Below are 25,185 nucleotides of genomic sequence, written 5' to 3'. Positions count from 1 at the left end.
GGGTGCAGGCGAGCGCGGCACAGTGTGTGCGTTGGTGAGCATCGCGCGCCTCCCGGCCCACCGCATCCCGTCGCCGCCCTGGCCCCCGAGCACTACCTTGATGGCCGCCGACAACGACACCAGCGCGGCGCCCCGCCGCCGGCCAAGCCCCAGAGTGCGGCCTCCAATATCCCGAGGGCTTCGGGTTGCAGGGCTCGATCGTAACCCTACGCCGAGCAACCGACTACCCACTGTGCCCATAGGGTGTGCCTGACCCGTGATAAGGCGATTGTCACGGACCAGGGCCCCGACCATGGAGATCGCGGGGCCCTGCCACGCTCTGTGCACGCCGGCCGGAAGCTCGATTGGGGCTCATGACGCGTCTATTACCGGCGCCCCTACTTGAGCGATCGGCCGGCCGGCGACGACGCAGCGCTCGACCAGCGCATCCCGAGGCACGAAATAAGAGGCGAGCGGTGGCGGACGATCGCTGGCAGGGGGATTCTGGTGTTCGTGGCGGCGGATGAGACGGGCGGTCCAGTCGGCCCGGCCGGGGTACCCGGCGGGTAGGACGGTCGTGGGGGTCCGCTGAGCGGCCTGACGGAGCTTCGCCGCCAGCAGGCGATGGAGCGGTGGCGGCTTCTCCGCCCGCATGTGGAGGACGGCGTGCCGCCGGCAACGCTCGCGACTCGCTGTGGCGTCCCTGAGCGGACGCTGCGGCGCTGGCGGGCGGTTTACCAGGCCGACGGCCTGGCCGGTCTGGCTCGTGCGCGGCGTTCGGACCGTGGCCGCCGCAAGATCCCCGACGAGCTGGTCGTCTTCATCGAAGGCCTCGCGCTGCGCCCGCCGAAGCCGAGCGTCGCGGCGATCCACCGACAGGCCGCCAGCGTCGCCACCGCCCGCGGCTGGCCGGTCCCGGGATACACCACGGTCTCCGAGGTCATCAGGAACGTCGACCCCGCGTTGGTGACCCCCGCGCTGGAGGGTACGAAAAGATACTGGGAGGTGTATGACCTGGTGCATCGCCGTGAAGCGTCCAAGCCGAACCAGATCCGGCAGGCCGACCACACCGAGCTGGACATTTGGGTGATCGACGCCTCCGCCAAGCCGTCGCGGCCGTGGCTGACATTGATCGAGGACGACCACTCCCGCGCGATCGCCGGATACGCGCTCAACCTGGAGGCACCCTCGGCGCTCACGATCGCGCTGGCGCTCCGGCATGCGATCTGGCGCAAGAGCGAACCTGGCTGGCACGTGTGCGGCATCCCCGAGGTGTTCCATCTCGACCACGGCTCGGACTTCACCTCCGCACACCTGGAGCAGGTGATGGCCGACCTGAAAGTCCGTCCGGTGTTCACCAAGAAGGGACAGCCGCACGGCCACGGCAAGATCGAACGGGTCCTGGAGACCTTCAACCAGATGTGCCTGGCGCACCTGCCCGGCTACGCACCCGTCGGCACCCCGACCGGGCCGGCCAGGCCACCCTGACCCTGCCCGAGCTCGACGCCGCGATCGGCCAGTTCATCCGCGAGGTGTACAACCGGCGGTCGCACTCCGAAACCAGGACACCGCCCCAGACACGCTGGGAGGCGGGCGCGTTCATCCCGCGCATGCCCGACTCGCTCGAACAACTCGACCTGCTGCCATCGACGGTCGCCAAACCCCGCAAGGTCCACACCGACGGGATCCATTTCCTGGCGCTGCGGTTCATCGACCCGGTCCTGGCCGACTACGTCCGCGAGGACGTCACCATCCGCTACGACCCCCGCGACATCACCGAGATCCGCGTCTACCTGCGCACCCCGGGCGGGGAGAAGTTCCTGTGCCGGGCCGTCTGCCCCGACCTGGCCGGAGAGACGGTCAGCCTCAAAGAGATCACCGCCGCTCGCAACGCCCGCCGCAAGCACCTGCGCGGCCAGCTAAGACAGTGACTCAATTGGTGAGTCGGCGGTAGCAGATGAGGGCTGCAGCGATAGCGACGAAGGATGCGAAGTGGTCGGCCCGGCGTTCGTAGCGCCGGTGTAACCGGCGGCAGCCGGCCAGCCACGAGACCGTCCTTTCCACGACCCAGCGGTGGCGTCCCAGCCGCTGGCTGGATTCGATCCCGCGACGGGCGATACGCGGGACGATGCCCCGGCCGCGCAGGAAGGCCCGCAGGCGGGGATAGTCGTAGCCCTTGTCCCCGTGGAGCCTGCCCGGCCGGCGGCGTCGTGGTCCGCGGCGGGAGCGAATGGGCGGGATGCTGCGCACCAGCGGTTCCAGCGCGACACTGTCGTGGAGGTTGGCGGCGCTGATCGCGACAGCGATGGGCAGACCCGTTCGTTCGGTGATGAGGTGGATCTTCGACCCTTTCTTGCCGCGATCGAGCCGATTCGGGCCTGTCAGGTCCCCCCTTTCATCGCCCGGACGCTCACGGAGTCGATCGCGCACCGCGACCAGTCCAGCTCTCCTCGCGCGCCGAGCTCGTCCAGCAGGACCCGGTACAGCTTGGCCCACACGCGCGCAGCGCTCCACTCGGTGAAGCGCCGATGCACCGTCTGCCAGGACGCGCCGAACACCGGCGGCAACTGCCGCCAGGCGCATCCCGTGGTCGCCACGTACACGATCGCCGCCAGGATCACTCGATCGTCGACCCGCCGCCGTCCGCCACCCTGCGGCCGCGTCGGCGCCGGCGGCACCACCCGCAGGAACAACTCCCACAACTCGTCAGGCACCAGCCGTTGAAGGAACGCATCCACGAATGAACTAACGATCAATCCCCAAATGAGTCACGGTCTAACCACCCGCACCGCGGTCGTCGACGCCCTGCTGGCCGCCCACAGCGAACCCCTGCCCGCCGCCTACCCCGCTCCCGCGCTGCGCTCCTGGGCCACTACCGACGAAGCCACCGCGACCAACCCGGGCGCTACCGGCCACATAGCCGGCCCGGAACTCAAGTCGTCCTTCCCCCAAGCCCCTGACCAGGACGCCGCTACTCCTACCCCAGGTAACACTCCACGACTCAAACGCTACTGGAATGAGCGAGGCGTTCTCTGCCCGGATAGACACCCAGGCGTGGAACAGCCCTCGGACCCAGATGGCAACCAGGCCGAACCAGACCGCGCCCCCGACCCGGCAGACCTCCCCGACCCGCACTCCACCCGAAAGCCGACACCCGCCGGCGGCCTGACGTACGCCACTGATCGATCAGCCCCGCCCGACCACACTGCGGCCGCCAACACCACCGACAGCGGCCCGCCCGCCGCCACACCGATTGAATCCGAGCAATACACCTCCATTGCCTTCGGCCAGCGCTGCGAGCAGGCCGGCGTCCGCCCGTCGACGGGCCGCACCGGGACGTGCTTCGACAATGCGATCACCGAGAGCTTCTTCGCCTCGCTAGAGTGTGAGTTGATCGACCGGCGCACCTTCCACACCAGGTCAGAAGCCGAACGAGCCCTGTTCAGCTATATCGAGGGCTTTCTACAACCCGCGCCGCCGGCACTCCGCCAACGGCCAGCTCAGCCCCGCCGAGTACGAACGCCGACACGCGATCAAGAACGCCCACGACCTCGACTATGCTGCCGCGTAGTCGCAAGCGCTGATGTGTCTATCGAACCGCGGCAACTCCAGCTTGCCTGAAGCTGAGCGCATCGCGTCCGGACGCGGTGTGGACAGTCGGCGGTGTTGCGCGCAGGTCGCCGAGCGATGGTTGATATCGATGCTTGCCCCCGATGCCATCGCAGCGGGCGGCGATCACATCAGCCTCTCGCCTCCATGATCGCCTTGATCCAGACCTGACGGCGATACACGAGGAAATGAACGCGTTCATCACTCCACAGCACGATCTCCATGCCGGTCGGCATGACGGAGACCGTCTTGTCCGGCGCCACTGAAACGATCTCCACCAGTGGCCATGCCCAGACGCCCGCCTGAACATTCATGGAGTGCGAACGAAAGACCAGCCAGTGACTGGTCAACCAAAGGCGGCCGCGCACCGCCATGGGGCCGGATCGCAGGCTAGCGCCGGCTCTGCGCACCACAGATTCGCCGGGTGCGGCCACGATGTCGGTCCCCTGGAACACCTTGGCCAAAGCGCGTTCGTCCATAGCCGCCGCTACTCCTATCCCTTCTAGAATTCGTCCATCGACGCCCGCTCGACCCCCTCGCCTCTGCCACGAGCACGTACTGCGGCCGCTGAGCCTCGTTCGCCTCTCGATGGCGGCGGCACCAGCAGGCGCGGCTGGAGGCATTCACGCATGCGTGCAGGAGCCCCGCGAGGAGGGAGCGCAGGAGTATGATCCCGCATGCCGCCTTGATTCGAGGGACCTCCAGAAACGAGACCCAGCGCGAGAAATGGCAGGCCTCCTGTTAGAAGATTCAGCGACAGCACGTGCAGGAGAAAGCTCCGCGGGTGGATGTTCAGAAAGCGATGGAAGTCCGACATCCGCGAATCTCGGAGAACGCCTGCAGGCCGTAGACGCGGCACACGGCGAAGATTCCAAGCGGTGATCAGTCGCATGCCTGCCAGCAGGTAGATAGGCCAATCGCGGGCCCATGACAAGCCATTCTGCTGTGGCATGATACGAAGCGCGCTCGGCCGGGAAACAGAGAGTCGGCGCGGCAAGTTCCAGGGCATTCGCACAATCCTGCATTTCGAAGCGTCTCGGAGAGCAGATGCACGCCCCGTCGACTGGGCAGGTGCGCGGCCCGACACTCCTCCTAGAGTTGCTGTCCTGCGGTGTAGGTCTGCGGTGACGCGGACGGTCCGCCGCTCATCAAGGCGGCGGACCGGGATGAATGGCCGGCGGCCTGCGCCACGGGGGTGTTCATGTCCGATTGGATCTGCTCGGGCGTCAGAGCCGTACGGTAGATACGGATGTCGTCGATGCGGCCTTTGAACTGCTTGTTGAACTGCGGCAAGTCGCGGCCGATCCGTACGGGGGCGTTGGTGACCTTGATCGGATCGTTCTCGCGCTTCGAGGCCACCAGCGTGCCATTGACGTACAGCCGCAGGTAGGTCCCGTCGAGCGTGGCGGCGATGTGGGTCCAGGTGTTCACGGGGAGCGGGCCCTCGCTACCTAGTACGGCAGCCGCCATTTGCTGTGTGAGCTGGGATGACACGGTGCCAGCTTGATGGGAGCTTCTGGCGGGATCCCCGTACAACGAGAGCAGCCGCTCGTGATCATGTCTGTGTGACGAGAACAAGATCCAAAGCGGCTGCTGCCCTCATCGTAGAGGCCGGGCGCGTGCAACGGAACCTCGACGACCTCATGACCGCGCTGGCCCCGATGTTCCCCCGGATCGAACCACGGCTACAGGCCGCCAAGTACGTCCGAGCCGTCATGTCGGAGCTGCCCAAACGCAACGGCTGGACGATCGCCGAATGGATCGGCGACCACCGGCCGGACGCCACCCAGCGGCTGCTGAACCGGGCCCGGTGGGACACCGCCGGCGCGATGAGCGTCGTCCGCCGTTTCGCCGTGGCCCGCCTCGAAGCCGCCACCAGCGCAGGCAGCCTGAAGGTCGGAGTGCTGGACGAGTCCGGCCAGGAAATGAAGGGCACGGCCACGGCAGGCGTCAAGCGTCAGCACATGGGCTGCGCCGGTAGCATCGACAACGGCATCAACACCGTCTACCTGGCCTACGTCCGCGCCGGGGCCGGACACGCACTGATCGGCGCCCGGCCATGGATCCCCGCTGAGCAGATCAGCGACCCGGTCACCGCGATCACCACCGGCCTGCCTCTTGAGCTGACCTTCGCCACCAAGGGCGAACTGGCCATCGGCCTGCTCGGCGAAGCCTACACCGACGGCGTACGCCTGGACTTCGTGACCGGGGACGAGGTCTACGGCGCCTGCACCGCACTGCGCACCTTCCTGGAAGACCACGGGCAGGCCTACGTGCTGCGCGTCCGCGCCACCACCTTCACCCTCGCCCTCGGCGGCGGCAGCTGCCTGACCTGCGAACAAGCCGTGGCCAAGCACCTGCGGCAGAAACGCCGGTGGACCATCCGCTCGGCCGGGTCAGGATCCAAGGGAGAACGCACCTATGCCTGGGCCTGGATCGCCACCGCCAGCTCTGCCCACTTCCTCCTGGTCCGTAAGCACCGCACCACCGGCGAACTGGCCTTTCACTACTGCTTCGTGCCCGCCGGCCAGCCCGCCACCCTGACCCGCCTCATCTCGGCCGCCGGGTTGAGATGGCCGGTGGAGGAGAGCCTCCAGGCCGGCAAGGACCTGTTCGGCCTGGACGAGTCCCAGGTCCGTCTTCACCAGGCGTTGCTGCGCCACCTCGTGCTGGTCATGGCCGCCCTGGCCGTCTGCGCGGTCACCGCCGCCGCAGTCCGGCACGCAACCGACACCCAGGCCGGCCGTCCCACGCATCCCGACGAAGCACCGCCTGACGACCCCGGCCTGATCCCGCTGACGGTCGCCGAGGTCAAGCGCCTGTTCAACGCCGTCACCGGCCACACACCGACGCTCGAACACATCGCCCACTGGTCGACTTGGCGACGCCGTCATCAAGCCCACGCCCGCTGGTTCCACCACCGAGCCCGCCTCACCACCGCATACATCCAGCTCAACTAACGAATGGCGGCTGCCGTACTAGTACTACAGTCATGTTTTGTGATCTATAGTCGGATCCGTGTCGGATGTGGTGACGTCTGAGGATCTCCAGTCGTGGGCGGCGGGGCTGGATGAGCTGTTCGCTCGGGTGGCCAGCCGTTTCGGGCGGGTGGAGCCGCGTCGGCAGGCGCGGGCGTATCTGGTCGGGCTGCTGGCGCCGGTGGAGCGGAAGAACGGCTGGCAATTGGCCGAGGCTGCGGGTGATGCGCAGCCGCATCGGATGCAGCGGCTGCTGAACAACGTGCGGTGGAACCCTCGGGAAGTCCGTGCTGACCTGCGTGATTACGTGGTCGAGCAGTTGGGAGATCCGGGCGGGGTACTGGTCGTGGACGAGACCGGGTTCATTAAGAAGGGCACCCGCTCAGCCGGGGTGCAGCGACAGTACTCGGGAACGGCTGGCCGGGTGGAGAACTGCCAGCTCGGGGTGTTTCTCGTGTACGCAACCCCGCGCGGGCGCGCGCTGCTCGATGCCGAGTTGTACCTGCCGAAGTCCTGGACCGATGATCGGGCCCGGTGCGCGCAGGCCGGCATCCCCGACAGTGTGTCGTTCGCCACCAAGCCGGCGCTAGCGGCGGCGATGCTGGGTCGGGCACTGGACAGTGGCGTGCCCGCCTCGTGGGTGAGCGCGGACGAGGCGTACGGCCAGGACCACAAGTTCCGGCTGTTCCTGGAAAAACGCGAGGTCGGCTACGTCGTCGCCGTGCCCAGGAGCCAGTCGCTCGGCACCGGTATCGGCTACGGCAACACCGGCTCACGAGCCGACGCGGTGACCGCCGACGCCCCCGAGCAGGCATGGAAACGCCTGTCGGCGGGCGATGGGGCCAAGGGGCCGCGCCTGTATGACTGGGCGATGGCGACCCTGCCGCCCCACACCGACGACCACCTGGGCGGACCCGGCGGCTTCCAGCGCTGGCTCCTGGTCCGCCGCAGTCTCACCCCGAACGATCAAGGCGAGCTGGAGATGGCCTACTACCTGTGCTTCGGACCCGCGGGTACCTCGCTGGACCAGCTCGTTCGCATCGCCGGTTCCCGATGGGCCATCGAGGAGTGCTTCCAGTCCGCCAAGAACGAAGTCGGCCTGGACCAGTACCAGGTCCGCCGCTACGACGGCTGCCACCGCCACATCACCCTGGCCATGCTCGCCCACGCCTACCTGGCCGTCACCGCCGCCCACGCCCCAAAAGCACGTGCGGCCTGGTCCCCCTCACCCCAGCCGAGATCCGCCGTCTCCTGGCACATCTGACCAGCGCCGTCACCCACCCCATCAGCGACATCCTGCAACGCGCCATGGGCTGGTCACATCTCCGACGCGCCCACCAAGCCCGCGCCCGCAGCAGCCACTACTGGAAACGCTGGCTACGCCACAACAAGATCCAACTTTAGATCACAAAACATGACTGTAGTACTAGGCCCATCTGGCTGCCGTAGGAGTTGAGAAGGATGCCTGGCCCGGCCGGCGGCTGGTTGTCGTTGGCGCTCACCGCGTAAAGTTCGTACGAGCTCGTGTAGATGTCAGGGCCCGCCTTCACCAGGATGGGGCGGCGGTTGGTGATGTCGGTGGGATAGACCCAAGCCTCCAGAGTGGCTGCGGTGTCCAGGGTCAGCGACTCCGAGTTCGGGATGATGATCTCGCCTGCCGACGGTCCGAACTCAAAGCCGAGGCCGTGCCTGCCATCAGCGGTGGTGACCACTCCGGAGAGGGTGCCGTGGTTGCCGTGGCCTGACTCGTCCACCAGCTCGCCGGTGCTGGATGACGTCCGCATGCCGTAGGCGGCGGCAAGGCAGTCGGTCGGTGCGCACAGGGTCGCCTGAGATGCGATGTTCACCGATAGCGCTCCCGGCTGGCTGGACGTGTCCACGGCGCGTATGCGGCAGTTGTACCTGCTCGCCGCCAGCCCGCTGTCTACGATCGACAGGCCGGTCACCGTTCCGACCAGCACCGTGTCGGTGGAGCCAGGAGTGGGGTCGAACAAGGACCGATAGACCTCGTATCGGCTCACTCCGTTGTCGCCAGTGGCGGGCGACCAGGAGATCTCCACCTGCCCCGGTCCGCCCTGGGAGGTGACGCCGGAGGGCGCCGACGGCGGCTGATCGGTGGTCGCTCCGGCCTCGCCGGGAACGGTGAGGCCGGAGATGAGAGTGGTGACGCATAAGGCCCGAGAAATGTTGCGCAACAAATGCTGCCCCGTGAATTGATGGAACGTAGTGACAGTATGAAGTCTTCGAGGCTTGAACGTCGCCTGCGTTTTCTCCGTCCTCCATCAATAAAACGCGCCGCCATGTAGGGTTTGACGATCACGCCCCCTGGCACGGAATACCACGCCGGCGGAGCCTTTGGAGCTCGCTCTTGCCCTGATGCTCCCGTTCTTCTCGGTGATATCTGCCTATCTCGGAATCTCCGAGATGGCGAAACTGGCGCAAATAGGGCGTTATTTGGCAGGAAAGCGCTGCTGGTGCGGCGTGGCAGGGCTGAAGCGTTCTCGTGTCGTGAGACCGCGTCGCTGAAGACCGTCGGCTGGGTGGCTGCGGCAGTGATCGGTGGCGGAGGCGATGTTGGTTCAGCCGAGCAGGCGTGCCAGGCCGATGACTAGGGTGCGCAGGCCAGCCAGGATGCGGGGAGTTGCTCCGGTCCGGGCTCGGCAGGCGTCTTCGCGGTAGGTGACGTCGCGGAGATGGTGCAGGGCCCGATGCTCCCGTGGCCGCGGATGAGTGCAGCGACGCGGGTGTGGGCGATCCGGCCTGGTGGGAGGCTGGTGATCGCGTAGATGATGACGATGGTGGTCTTGCCGGTTCTGCGGTCGGTGCCGGAATCGACGCTGACGCTGCGGCACAAGCGGCTCGATCACCGCCCGCAGCTCGTCACTGACCTCCTACGGCTTCGGCTTGGTGTCGGTGTACAGGTTCATGTGCACAGCCACGTACAAGTCAACGGGCTCTGTCGCTGATCTTGGAATGGGTTGAGGATCATGTTCGGAGCAGGATCCGCTTCCGCAGGAGATCGAAGTTGGCTCTCCCATAGCCCTGCCGCTTGACCAGCTTCACTCGCGTGTTCTGTCCCTCGGCCTGTCCGGAGTTCCAGGGGAGCGACAGGCCGGCGATGATGGCGTCGAGGTCGTAGCACAGGCCGTGGGCGAAACGATGCAGGTGGGCAGGTCCTATTCAGGGACGGCGTCGATCCAGGCGGGGAGGCGGTCGCCGCGCAGATCACGCATCATGGTGGCGAAGCTGCGGACGTGGCGGAAGGCGGCGTCCAGCTCGGGGCATGCCTGGCGGACCTGCTCGAGGTCGGCCGCGTGGTCGGGGTGTTCACGAGTACGTCTGGCCTGGGTTAAAACCCATGTCTAGGCCGTGTTTCAGAAGTGACTTGAGTGGCGGTTGCTCGAGGTGTTCGTAGATCGACAAAAGAAGAGGTCTCCGGTAGATGAGTCAACGACCAAGAAGACCATCTGCACGGAGACCTCGTGGACACCTTACCGGTGGCCGGGCGGGCTGATCTGACCGATGCGCAGTGGGCGGTGCTGGAGCCGCTGCTGCCGGTCGGCCGCAAGCCAGGGCGCCCGCCGACCTGGACGAAACGGCAGCTCATTAATGGGATCCGGTGGCGGGTTCGGGTGGGGGCGCCATGGCGGGACGTGCCGGAGCGGTACGGATGCTGGCAGACGATCTACGGGTTGTTCCGGCGCTGGCAGCGTGCCGGAACCTGGCAGCAGATCCTGACCGTCTGCAGGCTCAGGCGGACGCGGCTGGGCTGATCACGTGGGATGTGAGTGTCGACTCCACCGTCTGCCGGGCTCATCAGCACGCCGCCGGGGCGCGGAAGAGGGGGATCTGCAGGTCGAGTCGCCGGGCGGGGTGCAGGAAGAGCCGGCCGATCACGGGCTGGGGCGTTCCCGGGGTGGCTTGAGCACCAAACTGCACCTGGCCACCGAGCAGGGCCGCAGAGCACTGTCGATCGTGCTGACGGCCGGGCAGCGTGGTGACAGCCCGCAGTTCACGGCGGTCTTGGAGGGCATCCGGGTGCCGCGCCTGGGCGGGGGCCGGCCCCGTACCCGGCCGGACCGGGTGCTGGCCGATAAGGCCTACAGCTCGCGCGGTAACCGCCGTTACCTGCGCAGGCGCGGCATCAAGGCCACCATCCCGATCAAGCTGGACCAAGCCGCCGCCCGGCGCAGGAAGGGGACGAAGGGCGGCCGGCCACCGGCCTTCGACCCCGAGTCCTACAAGCTGCGTCACGCCGTGGAATGCGGCATCAACCGGCTCAAGGGCTACCGGGCGGTGGCTACCCGCTTCGACAAGCTGGCCGTGCGCTACGAAGCGACTGTTCATATCGCCGTGATCGACACCTGGCTATGAGCGCACCACTTCTGAAACACGGCCTAGAAGATCGCTTCCCGTAGCGAGGATGATCGTTTCCCAGGGTCAGGTCGTGGTGGTCTCTGACAGAAGCTCCGAGGCCATCCCGCGGGCTGCCCGGAAGCAGAGGCAGCCTCTCAGCAGTAGTACTTTGCTCGTGCCTCGAACTCGGCGGCGGAAAGCGGCACATCGACACCGTCGGGCTGCTCGCCGCTGTGGTCCTGGATAAGGATGCGACCCGTCGGGTTCTTCTTGGACGCGGTTGTGAAGGAGACGCGGAACGTTCCCCCAGAGGTCTTGGCGTTGTACGCGCCGGCAACGTACTTGTGACCTGGCTGGAGGTTCAGATCGCCTTCGACGAGAGACCAGCCTGGCGGAATCTTCTCCAAGTCCAGAAAGACCGGCGATCGGGATAACTTCGGAGCTTTAAGTTCAGCCTGGTCCTCAAGCCGATCATTGACTCTCTGGTAGATGACCACACGGTCGGGGGGCTGCCGGCACCAGGCCACGACCAGTGTCAGCCGTCCTTCGGCGTTGACCGTGATGCCGGTCAGCCCGGTCAATGCTGGGCTGGTCGGAACGCAGCCCATGAGCGCGGCAAGCGCGAGAGCGCCCAAGCCATGCCAGAGCGGGAGCCTGAAGTCAGGTGTTCTCACTGATTACCCATCCTTCGTCTGAGTGCCATCGGGCGCTCTCGGATCGTCGTTTTCCGCTCAATGAGATGCGTTGAACGCGAAAGTCGTTCGCCTGACCTGATCATGGACGCTCGCGCCATCCTTCAGGATGTTCTTTCGGCCCGCGTTGAGGGCGGAGAGCCGCGGTGGCTCTGATGACGATGCGATGATCGTTTTCCCCGTGGTGGAGAACATGCCTCCCTTCGTGCGGCCGGTAAGGGATCTTGCAGTCTTGGGGGTCAGCGATGCCATCGCCGCCTACAGTGTGGAGTTGCAGCAATGCGTTGAGTGATGGCAGTGCTGGAACTGCTGCGCGGGAGGCGATGGTGACGTCGCTGCTGGCGAAGCTGGAGCGGGCCGAGGAATCCGCGCGAGGGGAATGCGCTGAGCTGTCGGGGCAGATCGAGGAGCTGCCAGGAGCGGTTGGCCGCGGCAGATCGTCGCCTGGAACGACTGTCCATCGCGCGCGAGGAACTGACCGCGCTGGAGGCAGCCGAAGAGCCGGTCGGAGCGGAGCCCGGCAAGGCTGGCGGAAACGACCAGGACGGGGGCCGCCACAGCTCAGGAACTGCCGCCGGAGGGGCGGAGGTTCCTCAGGAGCGTCCGGTTCTGCGGGGGTTGCGCAAGGACGCGGTGGTGTTGCTGGCCAGTTCCGACACGCCGCTGCGGGCGCGGGATGTGGTGCGGGCGCTGGGCCAGCAGGATGTTCGCGGCCAGGTGGAGGGAATGCGCGCGCGGCTCAAGCGGCTGGTGGTCGATGGCTGGCTGACCGAGCCGGAGCAGGGCTTGTTCGCGATCGCGAACGGGGTACCCAGTTTCGCCGACGAGGGGAACGCCGCCACGAGCTGAGGACAGCTTCCGGTCTGGTGACCGGGTCAAACAGTGGTGCCGCCGAGTTGCACCTCGACGGCACCGGGTTGCGTGAGCGCCCAACAGAACCTAACTCTTCGAAGGCTCGCGCCCTCTGAGCGTAACGCGGCAGGTGATCGCTTGGAGGGCGTCGGGCCAAATGACGGCTGCTTTATGCCCGGATGCCGGGTTTCGAAGCGGCGGAGGGAAGGCTCGACCATGTCGTCGAGGTCATCACGGCATCCTGCTCAGGGCTCGGCGCCGTCGTCAGAACGCCGGAGTGCCTTCGGGCCACAGCCGGACCGCGAGCGCGGTCTCCAGCAGAGCGATGGTGGCCACGTCCGGCCAGGACCGCCCGACCAGCAGGTCGGCGATGGACTGGCGGTTGACGCCGGAGGCCGCGGCCAGACCGCGCAGGCTCAGCCGCCGTTCGGCCAGAATGCCGGTCAGGCTGGCGGCGATGGCCTGGACAACGGCAGCGGGAGGATGACCGGACAGGTCCGCGTGGGGCCAGGCCTGCGGGTTCTCGGCCAGATCCCGCGGGGCGGCCGAGCGCGCACGTCCTCCGACCATGACAAAGCACTCCTTTCGGTTGATGTCGTCGCACTGCGTAACGGCTGCTTGTCCTGCCACTATGGATGGGGTGTGACCCTCGATCCCGCGACCTCGGCCACGATCACCGGCTACCGGCCGCAGAACGCCCCGCCGGAGTGGGACCGCGTCTGCGGGCAGGTGCGGATGCTGGTCGCCGCCAGCGCCGCCCGCTCCCCCTACCGGGTCGAGCGGCTGCTCACCGCAACCGCCCGGCTGGCCGTGTGGTGTCACCGCTCCGGCCTGCCGGATGACCCGGAGGTGTGGCTGCGACACGAGACGATCGACGCGTTCGTCCTGACCGGCTGCACCGACCTGGCCCCGAGTTCGGCGCAGACCTACCGGTCCTGGCTGCGGCACATGCGCGCCACGCTGGCCTGGCTGGAACGCGGCGAACAGGCGCCACCACCGATGACGGCCCCCAAGACGGTCAGTCCGCCCTACTCGCCGGCCCAGCTCGGCCGCCTGCGCGGCTGGGCTGAGTGCCTGCCTGGCCAGGCGCGCACCGATGCGCTCGTGCTGATGGCACTCGCCTGCGGCTGCGGTCTGACCTCCGGAGAAGTGGCCGCCGTCCGCACCGGGCATCTGCGCCGCCTGGCCTGCGGCGCGGTGGTGGTCGCTGTCCCCGGCACGGAGCGGTTGATCGTCTGCCGCGCCGCCTGGGAGGACGTGCTGGCCTATGCCGCCGACCAGCCAGGTGACCGGTTCGTGTTCCGGTCCAGGCGCACCGCCCGGCACGCCAAGAACTTGTTCAGCTCCTGGACGGCCCGTCACACCCCGACCGGCGGCCTGCCCGCCCTGTCGGTGCGCCGGCTGCGCTCCTCCTGGCTCGTCGAGCTGCTGAGCGCCCGCATCGACCTGGGTGTGGTGGCCGACGCGGCCGGGATGAGCACCTCCGCGCTGGCTCGCTACCAACACTTCGTCCCCGCCCTGGACGAGCCCACCGCGGTCGCGCTGCTGCGCGGCAGGCCCGACGAACAGGCCATGTGAGTACGGCGAAGCCACGCGCCTGGCCGCCGCGCACCACCCGAGCCCGAACCGCCCGACCCCGGCCACCTGCCAAGCAGAGGGCACAGATCCCCGACGCTGTCGTGGATCATTACGCCCGGCTGCTGGACGACTCCGGCATCATGCCGCTGATCGACGCCGAACTCGGCCCGAGGCCCGGCCCGACCGGGCTGCCCATCGCCGCAGTGCTGACCTGCCTGCTGCTGTCCATCAACCACACCGGCAAGGCCACGCTCGTCGAAGCCTGGCGGATCGCCGCGTTCTGCCTGAGCGCCGCCACACGCCACCGGCTCGGCCTGCCCGAAGTCGACCCCGCAGATGTCCACCAGGTGCTCGCCTCTTCCCGCCGCTTCTACCGGGCTTTCGACCGGCTGACCACCGTGCTGGATCCAGCCCGTCACGACCGGCGCGCCCGCCTGCCCCAGCAGCAGGCCGACGTCCTGAACACCGCCTGGGAGGATGACGACCCAGCACACGCGCGCAAGCGGAACCTGCTGCAGGACATCGTCACCGCGCTGGTGCTCACCCCGGTGCGCTGGGCCAAAGGCCGGGGCTACCTCCGCCAGTTCCGGGGCGACGTCGGCATTGACACCACCGCCGCCCCGGTCTTCGCCCGCCCACCCCGAGCTCGCCGCTCCACCGGCGAACTGTTCGCCTCCACCGAGATCACCGCAGGCTGGCACCACTCGGCCGGCAACGGCCCACCCGAGTACGGCTATTCGGCTACGCTCACCGTCGCCGCCCGCACCCGCTCGGCACTCGGCTCCTTCCCGCAACTGGCGCTCGGCCTGGTCCTCGACACCCCGCACAAACGCATCGGCGCCAACGCCATCACCACCCTCAAGCCCCTGGCCACGCTCGGCATGCCCGCAGCATTCGCCGTCGCCGACCGCGCCTACACCGACCAGCAACCCGCCCACTTCGCGCAACCTGTCCGCGAACTCGGTTACAAGCTCGCACTCGACTACAGAGTGGATCAGCGGGGAGTGCAGGGCAGCGTCCACGGCACCCTGCTCATCGACGGCTCCCCAGCCTGCCCGCTGATGCCCGACAGGCTCGCCCACGCCACCACCGGCCTGGACGACGCCGCCATCCGCACACCCTCGGAAGAGCTCGCCGCGTTGATCGCCGCGCGAGAGCCGTACTTGCTGCGCCTCAAACAGAGCGCGAACGCGAACGGCGCCGTCCGCCACCAGTGCCCAGCAGCAGGCACCTCCCCATCGGTCACCTGCCCCCGCTTCGACCGCCTCCACCAACGCGGACCCAGCCGCCCCACCCCTATCGACCTGACCGACACCCGGCAGAGAGCCGCCCACCCCGCGGCCAAACCCCGCGTCCTGCCACCACAACCTGATCTGAAGGCCGACCAACTGCCGAAGATCTGCAGCCAGCACACCATCACCGTCCGCAAGGACGATCTCGGCCACCTCGACAAATTCCGCCAGGACCTCGCCTACCTGAGTCCCGCCTGGATCGGCACCTACAAGCCTGTCCGGGCCAACACCGAAGGCATCAACGGCAGACTCAAGGGACACGACCTCGACCTCGGCGACCCCAAGAACCGGCTCGCCCACGGCCGCGTCGCCCAGACCATCCTGGTCGCGCTGCTCGTCACCGTCGCCAACGACCACTTCCTCGACCAGTGGCGCCACATCCACCAGCCCCACGACGAGCCCGTCACACTCGCCGACACGCCGCAGACTCCAACCGGGACCTTCGACGTCACACCACCCGCAGGGCAGAGCAGGCCACCACCCGCCCCATAAGCCGCAAAACCCGCCACCCCACCGCAGCACCCCGCCCACCGTCGGCCTCGCCATGCCCAACGGCCGGACCCTTGTCCTCAACCAGCGGCCTGACACCACCCGGGCCTCCCCAGGCACCCGCTCCGCAGTCCCCAAACCAGGACGAACTCGATTCGGAAACCCCTGAAACGACAAGATCCCGCCTGATCTCAACGATCAGACGGGATCCCGTCAACTTCAGTCCGGCCGTTTCAAGAACGGCCCTGGTCGGGACGCAGGTTGTTTGGGTGGGTCACGATCCATGCAGTGATCTTGCGGGGTTGGGCGTGGGCTTGGCGGGCGGCGGCGCGATGCTGCCCTTGCGGAGCAGCCGGATGTAGCGGTCGACCGGGCTCGCGCTGCCCTGGTATCCCTGTGCCCGGATCTCACGAAACAGCAGGCTCGCCTTGTGACAGCCCTGACTGAACCGCTCATACAGATACGGTTTATGGGCGTCCAGCAGCGTGGTGCGGTGCGTGGCAACCACCAGCAGCTCCTCCAGACCGGCCGCGCGGGCGTAGCGGCGCACGACGTAGTAGTCGAGATTCAGATCCCGGCTGATGCTCTTGAGCGAGCGGCCTCGGGCCACCAGTTCCTGAACCTCGGTGTATCGCCTGGTCGTCCGGGCGACCGAAGCACGTTCGCGGCCGTTGACATCGAGGTAGCCGTCCGACGGCTCAGGCGGGACTGCGAGCTCGCCCCGGTTTCCGGGCAGCTCGGCATCCGCCTGCTTAACGCAACCATGGTGGGCGCCGACCATCTTCTCCACGGCTTCGGTCAGGTTGTTCCACACGTGCCAGCGATCAACAACCTGCCGGGCTTGCGGCGCTCCGGTGCGGGCGGCCTCGGCGTAGGCACGGGCGCGGTCCCGGGTGACGATCTCCACCTCGGGGTGGGCGGTCAGCCACGCGGCCACCGGGCCTGCCTCCCTGCCTGGGAGCACCTCCACCGGACGCCGGGCCTCCAAATCGACCACGATCGTGGCGTAGACGTCGCCCTTGCGCAGGGCGAAGTCGTCCACCGCCACGGCTCGCACCCTCCCGACGGGCGGCTCGGGATGTGATCGGACCAGCCGCAGCAGGGTGTGCTTGGCGGCCGGCATTCCGAGCCGAGCCGCCAGTCGGGCGCCCGCCCGGGCGGCCATGCTCACCGCCACGGACGTCAGCAGCTTCCATAGCAGCGGGGTGTAGCGGGCGTGCGGGCCGGTCAGCCCTTCCACCTGCTCGGCGAACGTCACCGCCGAGCACCCGGGCGTTGATGCACTTGAAGCGCCGTACCGTCACCGCCAGCACGGTCTTGACCCCGCTCAGGGCGGCGTCGGCCAGCCGCCGCACGTCCCGGTCATGCACCCGGCCCGACGCCACACCGCAGTGTGGGCAGGTCCCCTCAGCGGCTCGGCAGCGGGCGTGCAGGATCACCATCCCCGCGGCCCGCTCCACTACCTCGACCACGATCCCCGCCCAATGCGGGAGTAACTCCTCAACGCATCCCGGAACGCACTCGGCAAACGATCAACTACTGGATCGTTCCACGTCCCAAGATCAGCGACAGAGCCAGTAAACGTGCAGAGGATCGCCGCTCCGTGCCTGACGAGCAACAGCCAACTCTGTCTTCGACTCTAGAGGGTCCCTGTCGCGGTGATGCGGTCATCGAAGTCCTCGCGTGCTTTGATGATGTCGGGCACGTGTACGACTGACCATTCGGCGATCGCGTTGGCCAGGCGCCCTGCGCTGACCCCGAGTTCGGTGAGGGTGTACTCCACCCGAGGCGGCACGGTGGGGTAAACGGTGCGACGCACCAACCCGTCGCGCTCCAGGGCACGCAGTGTCCGGGTGAGAACTTTCTGTGTGATGCCGTCAAGGCGGCGCCGTAGCTCGTTGAACCGTAGCGGACGCTCGTTCAGCTTGAGGATGCCGAGAACAAGCATGGACCACTTGTTGGCAAACGTCCCGATAACGGTGCGCGAGGGGCAGTCTGGCCCGTAGGGCCCGACGAGGTCTGGCAGGACGTCAGCCCTCACAGTATCTCCCGGGAACCTAGATGTCTGATGGGTGCCTTCTTCCCAAATGGTACTGGCCTCTTTCAGGATCATCATCGAGAAGTGTTGGCCTTGAGAGAGGAAATATCGATGACCACGTGGATGCGCGCCGTGAGCCAGCGCGTTTTCGGGGGCCCGGAGGTACTGGAGTTGGTGCAAGCTCACCGGCCCGCGCCCGGCCGGGGTGAGGTGCTGGTCCGGGTCCACGGAGCCGGAGTCAACGCGTCGGACTGCAAGGTTCGTGCCGGCAAGGTGCCGGTGTTCGGTGATCCGCCACTCACCGTGGGAGTGGATTTGGCCGGCGTCGTGGAGGCTGTCGGTGATCAGGTCGTCCAGTTCACGCCTGGCGACAAGGCCTACGGCATGGTCTTCCCTCCACACGGCGCGTACGCGGAATACGTGGTCGCCTCGGCGGATGCGCTCGCCATCCCGCCTGCCGGCCTCGATCACATCCAGAGCGCGGCGCTGCCTCTGTCAGCTCTGACCGCCTGGCAGGCATTGGTGAACATGGCCGCGCTCACCGCAGGGCAGCGCGTACTCATCCATGCTGCCGCCGGCGGAGTCGGTCACCTCGCGGTTCAGATCGCCAAGGCCCGCGGCGCCTACGTCATCGGCACCGCGCGTGCGGCCAAGCACCCCTTCCTGTACAGGCTCGGAGCGGACGAGCTCATCGACTACACCCATACGGATTTCGCCGCTGTCGTACGCGATGTCGATGTAGTCCTCGACACGGTCGGCGGCGAATACGGGCCACGCTCCGTGGACACCCTGACGCCCGGAGGACTGCTGATCAACGTGATGGGCACGACCGGCTCCGGCAACCAGCGAGATCTGGCCCGCGCCCGAGCCGCAGCGCGTGGCATCCGATTCACCGAGTTTTATGTGAACCCTTCCAGGGCCGACTTGCAGGACGTCAGCGCACTGGTCGAAGGCGGCAAGCTCCAGGTCGACATCCAGGAGGTGCTGCCTCTCGAAGAAGCGGCCCGCGCACATGTGATCAGCGAGACAGGACGCACCCAAGGCAAGGTCGTGCTCAGGGTCTCCTCTTGACACCAACGCTGATCACAACAGGAAACGGCCGACGACCCAACATGCAGATCAACAAAGGGCCTCGTACCCGCCTCTGCACATCAAGGAGTACGCCGACACTTGGCCACCCTCGCTCCTGCCGCGCGGCTACAGCGAGAGATCAAGGCACGACAAGGATCCTCCTGTTAGGCGCAATTAGCCTGGCGTGAGTCTCGGCCTTGCGCGTGGACAGTTGTCCGGCAGGGTGCGCTGGTCCTCCTCGTCGTGGAGGTCGTCGCGCAGGATGCGGGCGAGTTCGGAGATGGCGTGCAGGAGCACTACGCGGAGGTCTCCTTGGGGTGTGACGGCTTCGCAGCTGAGGTAGCCGAGCAGTTCGGTGAGGTCGGCTTGTACGGGGGTCGGCATCATGATGGGCCCTTCGCGGTCGGGCCGGGTCAGCGGCGCGGACTTCTCAGCGGCGTCGACGCGTTCACGCTTTGGTCTGGTGTTCGCACGTAGACCCAGGCGTGGGCGACGGCGGCGCGGCCTTGGCCGAGGGGTCGGCTTCGTTTCCGGCTGTCGTCGGGGTGGCGGTGTCGATGCGCAGTCGTGCGGTCATTGACCCGCCGCCTGCGCAGTGCGCGAGGTGGACGTGCCAGCCCGGGTGGAGGTCCCGGGCTGGCCGTAGTGATCGCTTAGGCTGGAACCGGTGCGGGGTTCAGTCCGAGGCCCATGGCGGCGCCAGGTAGGGGCCGAGGTGGAGTGCGTGGTGGACGGCGGGCAGGAAGCGTTCCTGCCATCCGGCCAGGGCGGCGTCGAGGTCGGCGCCGTGGTGGAGGTGCTGGCTGAGGGCGATGGCCAGGCCGTGGGCCTGGTGGATGCCGTGGTTGGCGCCGCGGCCGGTGTGCGGGAGCACGGGGGCCAGGGTGTCGCCGAGCAGGATCACCGGCGTCTCCCCCACGGCGTGGAGCATGCGTTGGGGCGGGTCGATGTCCAGGACGGGGGCGGCGTTCCACTCGCCGGTGGCGCTGATCATCGCGGCGGCCGGTGGGGTAGCAGCCGTTCCGCCTCCGCTAGGACGACGGTGCGGGCGGCCGTGCCGATCTGGTGGGGCAGGAGGTAGGTGTGCTCGGTGGGGTCGTAGCCGATCAGGTGGCGGAAGTGCCGGCTGGTCATGTTGAGGTAGAGGGTCCAGTCGACCGCGGTGGTGCCGTCCTTGCGCAGGATGGGGAAGAGGTTGAACTGGCTGCTGGCCGGTTCAAAGCGGGTGAAGGCGCACAGGTCCGGCAGCTGTCCGGGCAGGTGGCCGGGGAGCTGGCCGCGCCAGGCGACGTAGCCGGCGTAGCGCAGGGGCCGGGAGGGGTCGAGCAGGCGGCGGCCGAGGGAGCGGCGCCCGTCGGCGAACACGACCACGTCGGCGCGCAGGGGGGTGGCGCCGGCGAGGTCGAGCAGCGCGGTGCCGTCGTCGGCGGCGCGCAGGGCGCGGACGCGGCGGCCGGGCTGCAGCCATCCGCCGGGGAGGCGGTTGAGCAGGGCGGTGTTGAGCTGGTGCCAGCCGGTGTTGCGGCCGGGGTGGACGAAGTGGCTGCGCCGGGTCTCGCGGCGGTCGGCGATGTGGATGGCGGTGACGCGTTCGCTGGGGAACGGCACCAACTCCTCCTGGGAGATGCCGAGGGCGTCGAGGGTGGCCAGGGAGACGTGGTCGAGTCCGATGACGCCGCCGGATTGGGCGTACGGGGTCGGGGAGGCTTCCAGGACGCTCACGCGGGTGAAGCCGGCCTGGTGGAGCAGCAGGGCGAGGGCGGGGCCGGTGATCGAGCCGCCGACGATGGCGATCGACGGCTGGGGCTCGCCGGCGGGCGTCGTGGGCGACGTCGGGGAGGGCGGGACGAGCGGGATCATGGCAGCTCCTGAGGGGGTGCGAGGGAAGGGGCTGCCGGAAGGCGGTTACGGTGCCCGGCCGCTGTGGTGGGCTGGGGCGGGGTGGCCCCTTCCGGCGCTTGAGCCGTCGGCGGTGCGGCGGACTGGCCTGGCAACCGTGTGGTTGCGGCCTGGCTGAAGATGTTTTGCGCCAGCAAAAGATCTGTCAGGCGGGCCGCAACTCGCCCACCAGGGGTGGCGGAGCCGGGGCGAGAGCACGGTTGCGAGGGTGGGAAGCCGTGCCGCAGGCTGCGGAGCCGGAAGGGAACACCGCCGCTGCGCCGACGAGGCCGGGCAGGTGCTGGAGGCGCTCGCCGGCCTGGTGGACGCCTCGCTGGTGATGACCGCGCCACGGTATCGGCTGCTGGAATCCGTAACCGCCTACGGCCTCGAACGTCTGGCCGAGGCGGAGGAGACGGCGGCTGCCCGGCAGAGACACCTGCGCTACTACACCGCGTTCGCCGAGCGTGCCGAACCGTACGGGGGCATGACCAGCGGGTCTGGCTCGAACGCCTGGACGCCGAGACCGCCAATCTGCGGGCGGCGCTGGACTTCGCGATCGATGTCGGCGCCGCCGAGCAGGCGCTCCGGCTGGTCAACGCGCAAGCGTGGTACTGGTTCCTGCGCGGACGCTACGCCGAGGCCCGATTGTCGCTGGGCAAGGCTCTGGCCATCGCAGGCGGCGGATCAGCCGGCCCCCGGGCCAGGGCGACGATCTGGCACGCCGGCTTCGCATCGCTGACCGACGCCGGCGTGCGCGCCTCGCCCGTGCCGCAGGAGATCTCCGGCGACCCGGCGGTACGAGCGCTGGCGGCCTGGTTGCGCGGGTTCATCCAGTACGCGCCCGGTGGCGACCTGGCCGACAGCGAGAACGCCATGAGGCAGGCGCTGAAGGAATTTCGTGCTCTCGGCGACCGCTGGGGGATCGCCGCGACGCTAGCGATCCGGGCCGGCCAGGCGATGCTCCGAGGAAACCTGGCCGAAGCCGGCGACTTCGGCGGCCAGAGCCTGGAGCTCTTCCGCGGCCTCGGCGATCGATGGGGACACCTGCAGACCGTCCAGCCGCTCGCGTCGCTGGCCGAGATCAAGGGTGACTACGAACGCGCCGAGCGGCTGCACGGCGACGGGCTCCGGCTGGCCGAGGAGCTGGGCCTGTGGCCCAGCGTCGCCGACCGCCTGATCGGCCTGGGGCCACATCGCCCTGCTCACCGGGCAGCACGCCCGCTCCAGGGAGTTCCACGAGCGGGCCCGCCGCCTGGCCGCCGAACAAGGCTACGTGTACGGGGAACTGCACGCCGAACTCGGGCTGGCGCTGGCGACACGCCGTGAGGCTGACTTCGAGCTCGCCGAGCAGCTGCTGCGAAGCGTGCAAGGCCGCTACGCCAAGCTGTCGTCCGCGTCCGGTTCCGCGCCGATCTCGGCCGAGCTCGGCTTCACGTCCGAACAGCGTGGCAACGCCGCGGCCGCCCTGGCTCTGCACCTGGAGAGCCTGGCCATCGCACGCCGCAACGGCGACCTGCGCGCGGTCGTTCTGGCCATCGAGGGGCTGGCGGCAGCGCATGCTCTCAACGGGCGGCATGAGCAGGCGGCCGCACTGCTCGGCGCGGCGTCCGCCTGCCGGGACTCGGTGGGCGCTCCGCTACCGCGCGCCGAACGCGGCGACGTCGGTCGGATCACCGCCACGGTCCGGGCCGCCATCGGCGAACAGGCGTTCACCACCGGGTTCGCCCCGCTGGCCGGCCCAGCACCGCCAGGCAGGGGTCCCGTACTACATTCATAAGACGCTGGCCTCGCTCCGCGACGAGCAGGAGCGGTGGGAGCGCATCACCAAGCCTCCACTGGACCAGCGCACCAGGACGCACCGGGTGGACCGACACGGCCGCCAAGCAGGCCGTCGACCAGAAGTTCGCCGACACCACCTCGGTGCAGCAGAAGGTGGAGCGCATCCACGACCTGGCCCGAGTCGAGCAGGTCGCCGCCGCCGTGGCGACGGATCTGCTACGCCGCCCAGAGGTCGCCTTCAAGGCGATGACCGACACCACCGCCCGGCACCTGGTCAACCGTGCGCAGGTCGACCAGGCCCGGCAGGCCGGCGAGGCGGTCCGGGAGCGTACCCCGGCGCTGCCCCGGATCGAGCGTAGCCGCGATTTCGTCGAGCTGGTCGGCGCGTGCTCGGCGTTCGTGGCCGCGGTGGGCCGGGTGCTGCCGACGCTGCGCGGGCATGCCTTCACCGCCGAGGAGAAGGCCACCGTGGCACGCAATCTCGGCCGGGTACGCGCGACCGCCGACTGGCTGGAGGCGGCCGTCGAGTCCGGCGACGTGAGCCTGGACGAGGGCCTGGCCCGGCTGCTGCGCGGCGAGTAGGCCATGCCCTCCAGGGGCCTGGCCGCCAACGTCTGCGGCGACCAGGTTCGTCTCGCGCTGCTGGAGGCCCGCCCGGCCGGGCTGACCGCCCACCAGTTGGTGGGCGCCACCAAACTGAGCCTCTATCAGGTCCGCAAGGGCATCCTCTACATCCGGGAGGTCTCGGCGATGGCCCACTTGACCCCACTGATCTGGACGCCGGACGACGGCTACCGCTTCTCCTCCCAGCCCGATGACTGGATCGCCTACGAGCGCTCGCGGATGCGCACCGAACTGACCCGGATCAGCCGCCTGCTGTCGGCGACGGTCGCACCACACGCGGCCGCCCGGCCGGAGGAGGAGTGGGTCAACCTGGTGCTGGGCCAGCTCAACGTGGTGCAGGCGGCGCTGGCTCTGCTCAACAAGGCCGGGCGAGCGTGAGCCGATGCGCCCGCACCGTTATCCGTCCGACACCAGCGATGAGGAGTGGGCGCTAATCGAGCCTTCTCTGAACTAGGAAATTGGGTGAGGCAGGCTAACAGGTTCAGATCATCGATCTCGGTCAGGACGCGGATCAGCGGCGAGCAAGCTGAGGAAGGATCGGGGCTCGTCACAGTTTAGGACGAACTGGCCGCTCAACAGCCCATCCATGTTCGTCGCGGTCGCGATCCACTCCACGGATATGTCTTCGACGGCAGTCTCACCTGCGACAAGAACGAAGGGCTCCAGATCAACATGTTGCCTCGGACGGAGCTCGACAGGGGGCAGGTAAATGGTCACTGGGCCGGAGTTGTCGATCCGGATCGACGGTCCGGCCAGGGCGGACCGAAGGGCAGGGTAGTTTCCCGCTTGGAAGGCGTATTGGGGGCCGTCGCCGAATCGATGAAGCTCAGGCAAGGCGCGCTCGAAATACTCCAACCTGATCTGATCGCCTTCCTCGTTCTCCAGAGCGCGCACGTCCCCGTGGATGTGAAGGACGACTTGGACGCTCAACAGGGGCGTGTCGGTTCGGTTTCTCAGACGCATCACGACGGGGTTGAGGATGGCAGCAGCCGTTTCATCAACAGCTTCAGGCAGCACGATGCGGCATTTTTCCAGGTAGCGGCTCACCTCCTGCCGGTAACGTTGAGGCGAACGCGATTCGATGAACGACATCATGCTGGTGTTATAGATGGAGCCTGACCGTTCCTCGTGTTCTCTCAGAGGTTTCAGTGCCTGTTCCTCCAAATAGTGCAGCATCTTCTCTATGTCGGCCTCGGAGGAGGTCACGGGGACAGCGGACCCCTGTAGCAGCACCACCTCCAAATCCAGCGTGGGCACCCGGCGAAGCAGCCTTTCACTGAGCGCATCAAGATCAACAGCTCTGGCGCGGTCCGTTGTCCCGGCGATCCGACGGACAAAGATCGTGGCCTCAGGGATGCTCTTGTCCCGCGACGGTGATGGCGCTTCTTTGCGCATGCAGAAGATCGGGTCGCCCCAACGGGGTGGATCGATGGCGATGACCAGGATGGAGACGGGTCCACTGTCGCCTTCAACTTCGACATAGGTCGGCTGCCAGCGGACCTCTTCGCCGACGTAGGGCTCAATCCAGCGAACCAACTCGGTGATGTCGTGCTGAGTGACACCCTTCATGCTCTCGTGGCTCACTCCGGCCAGGAGGAGCCCGTAACCTTCAACAAACCTGGCAGCCGCGTCGGGCATGCGGTTGGCGAAGCCAATGATGGCCCGGGCCACGTGTGCGCGACCACTCTTGTCGGCCCTATCCGCTGGGTTCAGGTCAAGATCGGACTTCCATTCCAGCCAGAATGTCTCATCGGCCTTGCTTGCTTCGCGGACCGCCTGCACCAGCTTCTTGAGCTCGGCGTGGTTGCGGGGCGCCATGCGGGCGTCGAAGTTCAAGGCCATGCGTGTTGATCCTCCTTCTGCTCGCCCGACCGGGGCTGAGCGATGGTCACACTAGTCCCGCTTGCGGCTTTGCGTCCGCCTCGAAGCAACTGGCTGATGATGAGTTATGTGGTGCTTCGTCAGAC

General features: G+C 67.8%; 26 protein-coding genes and 5 pseudogenes. 15 read left to right on the top strand and 16 right to left on the bottom strand.

Annotation, left to right across the window (positions count from 1 at the left end):
• The first annotated feature begins 567 nt into the window (after nucleotides 1-567).
• Nucleotides 568-1,467, top strand: a complete 900-nt coding sequence (locus tag HD597_RS00795; protein WP_372513341.1) for a TnsB C-terminal domain-containing protein — start codon at nucleotides 568-570, stop codon at nucleotides 1,465-1,467.
• Entirely contained in the window at nucleotides 1,401-1,910 is a 510-nt protein-coding gene (locus HD597_RS65650) for a Mu transposase C-terminal domain-containing protein (protein ID WP_253739578.1), read from the top strand. Before HD597_RS00795 ends, HD597_RS65650 begins: the two co-directional genes overlap by 67 nt.
• Nucleotide 1,911: 1 nt before the next feature.
• Here the strand turns inward: HD597_RS65650 and HD597_RS00785 are convergent.
• Nucleotides 1,912-2,717 (bottom strand): IS5 family transposase gene (locus HD597_RS00785; protein WP_372513316.1). Its coding sequence is split into 2 segments (ribosomal slippage): nucleotides 1,912-2,372 and nucleotides 2,372-2,717, totalling 807 coding nucleotides; the frame shifts between segments, so codons are not numbered across the junction.
• Nucleotides 2,718-3,234: 517 nt separating this feature from the next.
• Here HD597_RS00785 and HD597_RS00780 point away from each other — a divergent pair.
• Nucleotides 3,235-3,550 (top strand): annotated as a pseudogene (locus HD597_RS00780) (IS3 family transposase); the annotation flags it as partial.
• Nucleotides 3,551-3,719: 169 nt separating this feature from the next.
• Here HD597_RS00780 and HD597_RS00775 read toward each other — a convergent pair.
• A complete protein-coding gene (locus HD597_RS00775) occupies nucleotides 3,720-4,067 on the bottom strand; it encodes a GRAM domain-containing protein (protein ID WP_253739576.1) in 348 nt (115 codons plus the stop codon).
• A gap of 613 nt (nucleotides 4,068-4,680) precedes the next feature.
• Nucleotides 4,681-5,058: a LamG domain-containing protein gene (locus HD597_RS00770; protein ID WP_276082716.1), complete on the bottom strand. Its 378-nt coding sequence runs from the start codon at nucleotides 5,056-5,058 to the stop codon at nucleotides 4,681-4,683.
• A gap of 149 nt (nucleotides 5,059-5,207) precedes the next feature.
• On the opposite strand from HD597_RS00770, the gene HD597_RS00765 reads away from it, so the two are divergent.
• Complete coding sequence (locus HD597_RS00765; RefSeq protein WP_253739574.1) at nucleotides 5,208-6,548, top strand: IS701 family transposase; 1,341 nt, start codon at nucleotides 5,208-5,210, stop codon at nucleotides 6,546-6,548.
• Nucleotides 6,549-6,618: 70 nt separating this feature from the next.
• Complete coding sequence (locus HD597_RS00760) at nucleotides 6,619-7,830, top strand: IS701 family transposase (protein ID WP_253740332.1); 1,212 nt, start codon at nucleotides 6,619-6,621, stop codon at nucleotides 7,828-7,830.
• 136 nt (nucleotides 7,831-7,966) lie between these two features.
• Here the strand turns inward: HD597_RS00760 and HD597_RS00755 are convergent, their stop codons facing one another.
• Nucleotides 7,967-8,764, bottom strand: a complete 798-nt coding sequence (locus tag HD597_RS00755; protein WP_253739573.1) for a fibronectin type III domain-containing protein — start codon at nucleotides 8,762-8,764, stop codon at nucleotides 7,967-7,969.
• Nucleotides 8,765-9,551: 787 nt separating this feature from the next.
• The gene (locus tag HD597_RS66485; RefSeq protein WP_372513340.1) at nucleotides 9,552-9,731 is read right to left on the bottom strand and encodes a transposase; all 180 of its coding nucleotides are present in this window, start codon (nucleotides 9,729-9,731) and stop codon (nucleotides 9,552-9,554) included.
• Nucleotides 9,732-10,063: 332 nt separating this feature from the next.
• On the opposite strand from HD597_RS66485, the pseudogene HD597_RS00750 reads away from it, so the two are divergent.
• A pseudogene (locus tag HD597_RS00750) lies at nucleotides 10,064-10,940 on the top strand (IS5 family transposase).
• Nucleotides 10,941-11,077: 137 nt separating this feature from the next.
• On the opposite strand, the gene HD597_RS00745 reads toward HD597_RS00750, so the two are convergent.
• Together HD597_RS00745 and HD597_RS00740 are read right to left on the bottom strand one after the other, a co-directional pair.
• Nucleotides 11,078-11,596 carry a hypothetical protein gene (locus HD597_RS00745; RefSeq protein ID WP_253739571.1) on the bottom strand — a complete coding sequence of 173 codons (519 nt, stop codon included), beginning with the start codon at nucleotides 11,594-11,596 and terminating at the stop codon, nucleotides 11,078-11,080.
• 57 nt (nucleotides 11,597-11,653) lie between these two features.
• Nucleotides 11,654-11,809, bottom strand: coding sequence for a hypothetical protein (locus HD597_RS00740; RefSeq protein WP_253739569.1), 156 nt, complete (start codon nucleotides 11,807-11,809; stop codon nucleotides 11,654-11,656).
• Nucleotides 11,810-12,037: 228 nt separating this feature from the next.
• On the opposite strand from HD597_RS00740, the gene HD597_RS00735 reads away from it, so the two are divergent.
• Nucleotides 12,038-12,463 carry a hypothetical protein gene (locus tag HD597_RS00735; protein WP_253739568.1) on the top strand — a complete coding sequence of 142 codons (426 nt, stop codon included), beginning with the start codon at nucleotides 12,038-12,040 and terminating at the stop codon, nucleotides 12,461-12,463.
• Nucleotides 12,464-12,730: 267 nt separating this feature from the next.
• Here HD597_RS00735 and HD597_RS00730 read toward each other — a convergent pair whose 3' ends face one another.
• Nucleotides 12,731-13,036 (bottom strand): helix-turn-helix domain-containing protein, encoded by a 306-nt coding sequence (locus tag HD597_RS00730; protein WP_253739567.1) that lies wholly within the window; start codon nucleotides 13,034-13,036, stop codon nucleotides 12,731-12,733.
• A gap of 72 nt (nucleotides 13,037-13,108) precedes the next feature.
• Between HD597_RS00730 and HD597_RS00725 the strand changes: the two genes are divergently transcribed.
• Together HD597_RS00725 and HD597_RS00720 are read left to right on the top strand one after the other, a co-directional pair.
• Nucleotides 13,109-14,044 (top strand): hypothetical protein, encoded by a 936-nt coding sequence (locus HD597_RS00725; protein ID WP_253739566.1) that lies wholly within the window; start codon nucleotides 13,109-13,111, stop codon nucleotides 14,042-14,044.
• Between the two features lie 101 nt (nucleotides 14,045-14,145).
• Nucleotides 14,146-15,828 (top strand): hypothetical protein, encoded by a 1,683-nt coding sequence (locus HD597_RS00720; protein WP_253739565.1) that lies wholly within the window; start codon nucleotides 14,146-14,148, stop codon nucleotides 15,826-15,828.
• Nucleotides 15,829-16,099: 271 nt separating this feature from the next.
• Here the strand turns inward: HD597_RS00720 and HD597_RS00715 are convergent, their stop codons facing one another.
• The 3 genes and pseudogenes from HD597_RS00715 to HD597_RS64125 form a co-directional block, all read right to left on the bottom strand.
• Nucleotides 16,100-17,083 (bottom strand): transposase, encoded by a 984-nt coding sequence (locus tag HD597_RS00715; protein WP_253739564.1) that lies wholly within the window; start codon nucleotides 17,081-17,083, stop codon nucleotides 16,100-16,102.
• A gap of 34 nt (nucleotides 17,084-17,117) precedes the next feature.
• Nucleotides 17,118-17,267: pseudogene (locus tag HD597_RS66480) on the bottom strand (transposase family protein); the annotation flags it as partial.
• A 197-nt stretch (nucleotides 17,268-17,464) separates the two neighbouring features.
• A complete protein-coding gene (locus tag HD597_RS64125) occupies nucleotides 17,465-17,866 on the bottom strand; it encodes a winged helix-turn-helix transcriptional regulator (protein WP_308210541.1) in 402 nt (133 codons plus the stop codon).
• 108 nt (nucleotides 17,867-17,974) lie between these two features.
• Here HD597_RS64125 and HD597_RS00705 point away from each other — a divergent pair, with 108 nt between their 5' ends.
• Nucleotides 17,975-18,934 carry an NADP-dependent oxidoreductase gene (locus HD597_RS00705; protein ID WP_253739563.1) on the top strand — a complete coding sequence of 320 codons (960 nt, stop codon included), beginning with the start codon at nucleotides 17,975-17,977 and terminating at the stop codon, nucleotides 18,932-18,934.
• Nucleotides 18,935-19,108: 174 nt separating this feature from the next.
• Here HD597_RS00705 and HD597_RS00700 read toward each other — a convergent pair whose 3' ends face one another.
• The 4 genes from HD597_RS00700 to HD597_RS00685 form a co-directional block, all read right to left on the bottom strand.
• Nucleotides 19,109-19,321 (bottom strand): hypothetical protein, encoded by a 213-nt coding sequence (locus tag HD597_RS00700; RefSeq protein WP_253739562.1) that lies wholly within the window; start codon nucleotides 19,319-19,321, stop codon nucleotides 19,109-19,111.
• Between the two features lie 289 nt (nucleotides 19,322-19,610).
• Complete coding sequence (locus tag HD597_RS00695; protein WP_253739560.1) at nucleotides 19,611-19,928, bottom strand: Rossmann-fold NAD(P)-binding domain-containing protein; 318 nt, start codon at nucleotides 19,926-19,928, stop codon at nucleotides 19,611-19,613.
• Nucleotides 19,925-20,794 (bottom strand): FAD-dependent monooxygenase, encoded by an 870-nt coding sequence (locus tag HD597_RS00690; protein WP_253739559.1) that lies wholly within the window; start codon nucleotides 20,792-20,794, stop codon nucleotides 19,925-19,927. Before HD597_RS00690 ends, HD597_RS00695 begins: the two co-directional genes overlap by 4 nt.
• A 465-nt stretch (nucleotides 20,795-21,259) precedes the next feature.
• Nucleotides 21,260-21,418, bottom strand: coding sequence for a hypothetical protein (locus HD597_RS00685; protein WP_253739557.1), 159 nt, complete (start codon nucleotides 21,416-21,418; stop codon nucleotides 21,260-21,262).
• A gap of 42 nt (nucleotides 21,419-21,460) precedes the next feature.
• On the opposite strand from HD597_RS00685, the gene HD597_RS00680 reads away from it, so the two are divergent.
• From HD597_RS00680 to HD597_RS00665, 5 genes and pseudogenes are all read left to right on the top strand, one after another.
• Nucleotides 21,461-22,141, top strand: coding sequence for a tetratricopeptide repeat protein (locus HD597_RS00680; protein WP_253739555.1), 681 nt, complete (start codon nucleotides 21,461-21,463; stop codon nucleotides 22,139-22,141).
• Entirely contained in the window at nucleotides 22,089-22,592 is a 504-nt protein-coding gene (locus tag HD597_RS65645) for a hypothetical protein (protein WP_253739554.1), read from the top strand. The genes HD597_RS00680 and HD597_RS65645 overlap by 53 nt, the downstream gene beginning before the upstream one ends.
• A pseudogene (locus HD597_RS66475) lies at nucleotides 22,585-22,653 on the top strand (hypothetical protein); the annotation flags it as partial. The gene HD597_RS65645 and the pseudogene HD597_RS66475, both read left to right, overlap by 8 nt.
• A 79-nt stretch (nucleotides 22,654-22,732) precedes the next feature.
• Nucleotides 22,733-23,176 (top strand): annotated as a pseudogene (locus tag HD597_RS00670) (DUF6192 family protein); the annotation flags it as partial.
• Between the two features lie 3 nt (nucleotides 23,177-23,179).
• On the top strand, nucleotides 23,180-23,596 hold the full coding sequence (locus HD597_RS00665) for a hypothetical protein (protein WP_253739552.1): 417 nt from the start codon (nucleotides 23,180-23,182) through the stop codon (nucleotides 23,594-23,596).
• Between the two features lie 108 nt (nucleotides 23,597-23,704).
• On the opposite strand, the gene HD597_RS00660 is transcribed toward HD597_RS00665, so the two are convergent.
• Nucleotides 23,705-25,060: a hypothetical protein gene (locus tag HD597_RS00660; protein WP_253739551.1), complete on the bottom strand. Its 1,356-nt coding sequence runs from the start codon at nucleotides 25,058-25,060 to the stop codon at nucleotides 23,705-23,707.
• Nucleotides 25,061-25,185: the final 125 nt, after the last annotated feature.

Origin of the sequence: Nonomuraea thailandensis (assembly GCF_024172165.1) — a bacterium.
GTDB classification, from domain to species: Bacteria; Actinomycetota; Actinomycetes; order Streptosporangiales; family Streptosporangiaceae; genus Nonomuraea; species Nonomuraea thailandensis.
Note: the sequence above shows the minus strand (reverse complement) of the source record. Positions and strands in the feature narration are given on the sequence as shown.